The organism is Actinoplanes awajinensis subsp. mycoplanecinus, from assembly GCF_001509495.1.
Taxonomy (GTDB): Bacteria; Actinomycetota; Actinomycetes; order Mycobacteriales; family Micromonosporaceae; genus Actinoplanes; species Actinoplanes palleronii.
Window position 1 is genome coordinate 49,579 of sequence record NZ_LLZH01000309.1, and the last position, 6,942, is coordinate 56,520.

Annotated in this window: 7 protein-coding genes; 4 read left to right on the forward strand and 3 right to left on the reverse strand. The window is 70.5% G+C overall.

What is annotated here, in order from left to right:
- Positions 1-35: 35 nt before the first annotated feature.
- Positions 36-248 carry a DUF7455 domain-containing protein gene (locus ADL15_RS39385; protein WP_067702762.1) on the reverse strand — a complete coding sequence of 71 codons (213 nt, stop codon included), beginning with the start codon at positions 246-248 and terminating at the stop codon, positions 36-38.
- A gap of 247 nt (positions 249-495) precedes the next feature.
- Between ADL15_RS39385 and ADL15_RS39390 the strand changes: the two genes are divergently transcribed.
- Both ADL15_RS39390 and ADL15_RS39395 read left to right on the forward strand, forming a co-directional pair.
- Positions 496-1,743: a S8 family peptidase gene (locus ADL15_RS39390; RefSeq protein WP_067702765.1), complete on the forward strand. Its 1,248-nt coding sequence runs from the start codon at positions 496-498 to the stop codon at positions 1,741-1,743.
- Positions 1,744-1,923: 180 nt separating this feature from the next.
- On the forward strand, positions 1,924-2,340 hold the full coding sequence (locus ADL15_RS39395) for a response regulator (protein WP_067702769.1): 417 nt from the start codon (positions 1,924-1,926) through the stop codon (positions 2,338-2,340).
- Here the strand turns inward: ADL15_RS39395 and ADL15_RS39400 are convergent.
- Complete coding sequence (locus ADL15_RS39400; protein WP_067702772.1) at positions 2,337-3,089, reverse strand: methylase; 753 nt, start codon at positions 3,087-3,089, stop codon at positions 2,337-2,339. The two genes, ADL15_RS39395 and ADL15_RS39400, sit on opposite strands and share 4 nt — an antisense overlap.
- Positions 3,090-3,092: 3 nt before the next feature.
- On the reverse strand, positions 3,093-3,845 hold the full coding sequence (locus ADL15_RS39405; protein WP_067702775.1) for an SDR family NAD(P)-dependent oxidoreductase: 753 nt from the start codon (positions 3,843-3,845) through the stop codon (positions 3,093-3,095).
- Between the two features lie 102 nt (positions 3,846-3,947).
- Here ADL15_RS39405 and mshA point away from each other — a divergent pair, with 102 nt between their 5' ends.
- Both mshA and ADL15_RS39415 read left to right on the forward strand, forming a co-directional pair.
- Positions 3,948-5,282, forward strand: coding sequence for a D-inositol-3-phosphate glycosyltransferase (mshA, locus tag ADL15_RS39410; protein ID WP_449369312.1), 1,335 nt, complete (start codon positions 3,948-3,950; stop codon positions 5,280-5,282).
- A complete protein-coding gene (locus ADL15_RS39415) occupies positions 5,276-5,776 on the forward strand; it encodes a type III secretion system chaperone family protein (protein ID WP_067702781.1) in 501 nt (166 codons plus the stop codon). Before mshA ends, ADL15_RS39415 begins: the two co-directional genes overlap by 7 nt.
- Positions 5,777-6,942 lie beyond the last annotated feature (1,166 nt).

Below are 6,942 nucleotides of genomic sequence, written 5' to 3' on the forward strand. Positions count from 1 at the left end.
GACGTGAGGAAAAGAGCATATCGCGGCGCGCGTGGTTACTTACCCGCCCAGCCGAACCCTTCCTCCAGGCGGACCTTGCTGGCCACTCGTGAGATCTCGGCATGCATCCGATTCGCGTGGTGGCCACAGAAGGCCAGGTCGCCGCCGCTGCTCAGGGTCACCTCCAGCTTGGCGGCCGCGCCACAACGATCGCAGCGCTCGGTCATCTCGCCGACTACGTCGATCTCGGGCGACAGCAGGGTGGTCATAACGCTCTCCTTGCTCGGTGGCGGTGTGCAGCGGTACTGACAGCGAGAAGATCGGTCCCCGGTCAGGACGCTTTAGGGGTTCGGCCGTTGCTCCCGCAGCGGACGGCCGGTCGGCCCGGCCCGGATCCGCGCAACGGTTGTGCACCCCGGCGTGACCCGAACCCGCTCTCCAACTCCTTGAAGATTTCCCTCAAGTCGCCAAGGCATTCCACCTGGAGCCGAGGCACCTGACCGAGGGAGACACTTGATGTTCGGTTCCGACGCCCGTCGCTTGGCCGTCCGTTTCGCGGCCGTCGCGAGCGCCGCCACCGTTTCTCTCTGCGGTTTCACCGGGCCGGCCGCGGCCGCTCCGGTGGCGCCGCGGACCGGGACGATCCTGGAGGCCGGCGCTGCCGGCGCCATCCCGGACAGCTACATCGTGGTGCTCAAGCCCGGATCCGACGCCGCGCTGCGGGTCGCTTCCGCCTCGCAGGACCTGACTTCGGAGTACGGCGGTCAGGTGCTCGGCAACTACCAGGCCACCGTACGCGGATTCCACGCCCGGATGTCCGCGACCCAGGCGGCCCGCCTCGCCGCCGACCCGGCCGTGCAGTACGTCGAGCAGGACGCCGTGATCGCCATGTCCTCCACCCAGCCCAACGCCACCTGGGGCCTGGACCGGATCGACCAGCGGGAGCGGAGCCTGGACAAGAAGTACACGTCCCGGTCGGCCAAGGACGTCACCGCGTACGTCATCGACACCGGCATCCGCACCACCCACCAGGAGTTCGGCGGCCGGGCGAGCAGCGGCTGGGACTTCGTCGACGGCGACAAGGTCGCGAACGACTGCAACGGTCACGGCACCCACGTGGCCGGCACGATCGGCGGCGCCACCTACGGCGTGGCCAAGGACGTCAAGCTGGTCGGCGTGAAGGTGCTCGGCTGCGACGGCTCCGGTTCGTACTCCGACTTCGTCGCGGGCATCGACTGGGTGACCGAGAACGCCAAGCTGCCCGCGGTGGCCAACATGAGCATCGGCGGCCCGGTCAGCAAGGCGCTCGACGACGCGGTGAACCGGTCGATCGCGAAGGGTGTCACGTACGCCATCGCGGCCGGCAACGAGAAGAAGAACGCCTGCAAGTCCTCGCCGGCCGACACCGCGAACGCGATCACCGTGGCCGCCGTGGACAGCGCCGACAAGCGCGCCTCGTTCTCCAACTTCGGCCGCTGCGTCGACCTGTTCGCGCCGGGGGTGGACATCAAGTCGGCGTCCCGGTCGTCGAACACCGCCACCACCGTGATGAGCGGCACCTCGATGGCCAGCCCGCACGTGGCCGGCGCGGTCGCTCTGGTGCTCGGCGCCCACCCGGGCTGGACCCCGCAGCAGGTCCGTGACGACCTGGTCGGGCACGCCGAGACCGGTCTGGTCCGCAATCCGGGCAGCGGTTCGCCGAACAAGGTCCTCTACACCGGCTACCTGAACGAGACCCCCGCGAGCACCGCGAAGAAGCACTGACCGAGTCCTGCCCCGCACGCCGCGCGACGCCTCAGGTGTCGCGCGGCGTCGCTGTTTACCCATCCGGAAATGTCCTGGTTTTCCGGGAAAACCGGCCGTCCGGCCAGCGCTCGGCAAAGTGCCCCACTTCGGGGCCCGCGACGGCTAGCGTGAGATCGATCCCAGCCGCGAGGAGGACCCATGTCCGAGGCGCCGGTCGCCGTAACGCCGACCGTCCTGGTCGTCGACGATGAAGAAGACCTCCGCGACATCATGCGTCGCATGCTGGAGCGCCGGGGGTTCGCGGCCCTGGTCGCCGGGGACCCGGACGAGGCCATTGCGGTCTGCCGGGACCACGTCGGCGACATCAACGCGCTGGTCACCGACCTGACGCTGCCCGGCGGGGCATCCGGCGGCGAGTTGGCCGCCACGCTGATCACGATGCGTCCGAAGCTCGTCGTGGTGTACATCTCCGGTCTGCCCAAGGACATCGCGGTCGCCAAGGGGCTGGTCGGTCCGGACGCCCTGCTGGTGAAGAAACCGTTCACCGCCGACGCCCTGCTGGCGGCCCTCAAAAAGGTCCTCGGCGACGAAGAAGGCGGCCCGCCCCCGAGCTAGACCGGCCAGGGCACGGTCAGCTCGCCGAGCCGCCACCGGGCCGGGCCGTCGAGCACCGTCCGGCCCTCGGCGCGCAGCCGGCGAACCGTGGCCGGCCAGCGCTGCCGTGGTCCGAACGGGGTCGCCTCGGTCTCCCACGCCCGGGCCAGCGCGTGCAGCAACTCGTGCACGGGGTGGCCCGGCACGTTGTGGTGGATCAGCGCCTTGGGCAGCCGCTCGGCGAAGACCGCCGGATGCTCGAGGGCCGGCAGCCGGGCGGACAGGGTGAGCGTCGACGGCACGCCGTCCTCGATCACCGCCCAGGTGGCGATCCGGCCCAGCTCGTCGCAGGTGCCCTCGACCAGCAGCGCGCCGGTCGCGGTCATCTGCCGCCAGGCCGCGGCCACTCCGTCCTCCGGGTACTGCCGCAGGACGTTGAACGCGCGCACCACCACCGGGGACAGCCCGGCCAGCTCGAATCCGCCCCGCCGGAACTCCAGACGGGGCGGGTCGGCGTACGGCAGCGCCGCCGCGACCCGGCCCGGATCGATCTCCAGACCGACCACCGTGACGTCCGGGCGGACCGCGGCCGCGAGCCGGCCCCGCAGCTCCACGGCGGTGACCGGCGTCGCGCCGTACCCGAGGTCGACGACGAGCGGGGCGGCCGCCGCGAGAAGCGGGGCCGCGCAGCGGTACGCGATGTAGTTGTCCACCCGCCGCAGACGGTTCGGGTTCGTCGTCCCCCGGGTGATCGCGCCGACCGGTTTCACCGGCTACAGCTCCCGGTGCACCTTGTGCTGGGCCGCCTGGGCGATCGGGCGGACCACCAGCCGGTCGATGTTCACGTGCTGCGGCCGGGTCGCGGCGAACGCGACGATGTCCGCGATGTCGTCGGCCACCAGGGGCTCCTTGACCCCGGCGTAGACCGAGTCGGCCTTCGCCGCGTCGCCGTCGAAGCGGTTCAGCGCGAACTCGTCGGTGCGCACCATCCCGGGGTCGATCTCCACCACCCGGACCGGCTTGCCGGAGAGCTCCAGCCGCAACGTCCCGACCAGGGCGGTCTGTGCGTGCTTGGCCGCGACATAACCCCCACCACCCTCGTACGGGGTGAAGGCCGCCGTCGACCCGATCGTCACGATCGTGCCCGCGCCACTCGCCTCGAGGGCCGGCAGCAGCGCCTTGGTGACCCGCAGCGTGCCCAGCACGTTCACGTCGAACATCCACTGCCAGTCGTCGGCCGAGCCGGTCGCGACCGGGTCCAGCCCGCGGGCGCCGCCGGCGTTGTTGACCAGCACAGTGAGCCGGCCGTCCAGCGCGTCCACCGCGGCGGCCAGCGCGGCCACCGACGCGTCCGAGGTGACGTCGCACTCGACAGCCGTCGCGTTCCCGATCTCCTTGACCAGCGCGTCCAGCCGGTCGACCCGGCGGGCGGCGGCTACCACGTGGAATCCCTCACCGGCCAGGCGGCGGGCGGTCGCCGCTCCGATTCCGCTGGAAGCCCCGGTGACCACTGCGATGTTCTGCATGGCTCCGATCTAACCTCATGACCTGAGTCACCCTCGCGCCGCTGCGTAGTGGTTCAGCCCACGCCGATGGGGAAGATGACAACTGCGCAACGACTTTCACCAGTGGGTAACTTTCACGGTGGAGCACCCCGAGCGGAGGGAACGAACGTGGCCGAGGTCTGCTGGCCCACCCCACGGCGCATTGCCACCGTCTCGGTGCACACGTCGCCGCTGGAGCAACCGGGCACCGGTGACGCCGGTGGGATGAACGTCTACATCGTCGAGGTGTCCAAGCGGCTCGCCGCGGCCGGCGTCGAGGTGGAGATCTTCACCCGGGCCACCTCCAGCGACCTGCCCCCGGTGGTCGAGATGCTGCCCGGCGTGCATGTCCGGCACGTCACCGCCGGTCCGTTCGAGGGCCTGGCCAAGGAGGAGCTGTCCTCGCAGCTCTGCGCGTTCTCCACCGGTGTGCTGCGGGCCGAGGCGGCGCACCCGCCGGGCCACTACGACCTGATCCACTCGCACTACTGGCTCTCCGGCCAGGTCGGCTGGCTGGCCCGGGAGCGCTGGGGCGTGCCGCACGTGCACACCGCGCACACCCTGGCCAAGGTGAAGAACCGGCTGATCGCGGCCGGTGACCGGCCGGAACCGAAAGCCCGGGTGATCGGCGAGGAGCAGGTGGTCGCCGAGTCCGACCGCCTGGTGGCGAACACCCGGTTCGAGGCGCAGGACCTGATCACCCACTACCAGGCCGACCCGGCCCGGGTCAGCGTGGTGCAGCCCGGCGTCGACCTGGAGCGGTTCCGTCCCGGCCCGGCCGACCGGGCCCGGTTCGGGCTGCCCGAGCACGGCCGGATCGTCGCGTTCGTCGGCCGGATCCAGCCGCTCAAGGCGCCGGATGTGCTGATCTCCGCGCTCGCCGAGATGCGCGCCCGCGGCGCCGGCGACGTCACCCTGGTGATCTGCGGCGGCCCGAGCGGCAGCGGGCTGGACCGCCCGTCCGCGCTGATCGAGCTGGCCGCCTCGCTCGGTGTCACCGACTCGGTGGTGTTCCTGCCCCCGCAGACCGGCGCCGGCCTGGCCGCCCTCTACCGGGCCGCCGACCTGGTCGCGGTGCCGTCCTACAACGAGTCGTTCGGGCTCGTCGCGCTGGAGGCGCAGGCCTGCGGCACGCCGGTGGTGGCGGCCGCGGTCGGTGGGCTGGTCACCGCGGTCCGCGACGGCGAGAGCGGCGTGCTGATCGACGGCCACGACCCGGCCGACTGGGCGCGGGTGCTGGACCGGCTGCTGGCCGCGCCCGGCTATCGGCACCGGCTGTCGTCCGGCGCGGTCGCGCACGCCTCCCAGTTCTCCTGGGATCGGACCGTGGAGACGCTGCTGCGGGTCTACCGTGACGCGGTGACGGAGCACCGGGCGCTGATCACGGCCCGGGTGGAGGGGGCGAGCTGCGCATGGTGACCGCACTGATCGAGAAGGTGCTCGACGACCGTGAGCTGGAGTGGGAGCCGACCGGCGACACGTCCTACGTGGTCACGCTGCCCGGTACGCACAAGCTGAAGACCGCCTGCAACCTGATCGTCGGCGAGCACGCGCTGCGGATCGAGGCGTTCGTGATGCGCCAGCCGGACGAGCGCCGCGAGGAGCTGTGGGCCTGGCTGCTGCGCCGCAACGCCCGGATGTACGGGGTGTCGTTCTCCATCGACGCGGTCGGCGACATCTACCTGACCGGCCGGGTGTCGCTCAAGGGCCTGGACGAGGACGAGCTGGACCGGCTGCTCGGCGCGGTGCTGACGTATTCCGACGAGTCGTTCGACATCATGTTGGAGATCGGGTTCGGCTCGTCGATCCGCCGGGAGTGGGAGTGGCGGGTCAAGCGTGGCGAGTCCCTGGCCAACCTGCAGGCCTTCAAGCACTTCGCCGCGCCCGATCCGGTCAGCGACGGCACGCCCTGATCCCACTGCCGTGTCCGTGGCGCGCACGGTCAGCGCGGCGGTGCTGCCACTGACCGCCTGCCGGTCCCCCCGTGCATCCCGGCGACGCCACCCTGAGCCGAGTCGATCACCTGACCGTGCTTCAGCGGCTCGGTCCGCCGGGCCCGAAACGATCGGCGGCTTCGGTCCCGGCCTCACCGCCGGCCCGGATCTCGGCATGGTCGCGGTGGCCGCCGCGGGTGGGGTGAAGATGGTCGCGCCGCGAGTCCGGCGGCGAGAAGTGCCGTGCGCAAGCGCTACCCCATTTTCGGACCGGAAGATATCTCGCGACGGTGTCGCGCAGCCACCTCGGCCTCCGCCAAGATCGCTCTGACGTGCGAAAACACGATCATGATCACCGTGAATTCATCTGCGCGCCACCCGCCGTCAAGATCGCCCTGATTCGACGCTCATCATTTCCTTCGCTCGGTAAGAGTCGTAATTTCAACCGGTGCGAAGGAGTCCGGACGAGTGATAACCGGATCGTCCGATCGGTTGGTTGTTGGCGATTGTGACGCCTGAGACAGATGTCGACACGCATACGGGTTGTGAGGCTTGACTGCCCCAACTAGCGTGGTCGATGGACGCCGAGCCGTTAGTTCGGGGAACGGGTCGATCAGCAATGATCGCCGCGGATCGGTGTTTGGGGACGGGTGGCATCAGCCGTTGGGGGACGGCGCGACCCGAGACCGGCGGTTAGTGCGGGCGACGCCTATGGGGATGGGGGTCGCCCGCCGCCGCCGGTGCTTTTGTTTGCGGCTGACGTGTCGTTCCGCGCCGCAGGATCCGCATTCCGCGCGCTTATTCACTAGTCGATTCATGCACCCACCGTGCATGTCGGTCCGATGTGTTCATTGGCGCGCCCGCCGGATCCGCCCGCACCGTCCGCCGGATCCGCCCGCGCGAATCGCCGATAGTCCGATGTGTCCTCTGGCGCCCCGATGATGCGGTAAATCGGCGTTGCGGCGGCAATCGGAGGTATGTGATGGGCGCCGCGGCCCGCGCTTTCGAAGATCAAATTCAAGAACACGATGTCCTATGTGGGCGTTGGGTGCAGATCGCCGCTCCCGCGGGGGCCGGGCACGGCGATCTGGCCGCTGGCGCGTCCACACCGATCGCCGCACCCTTCATTGCCCGTGGGTGGTCCC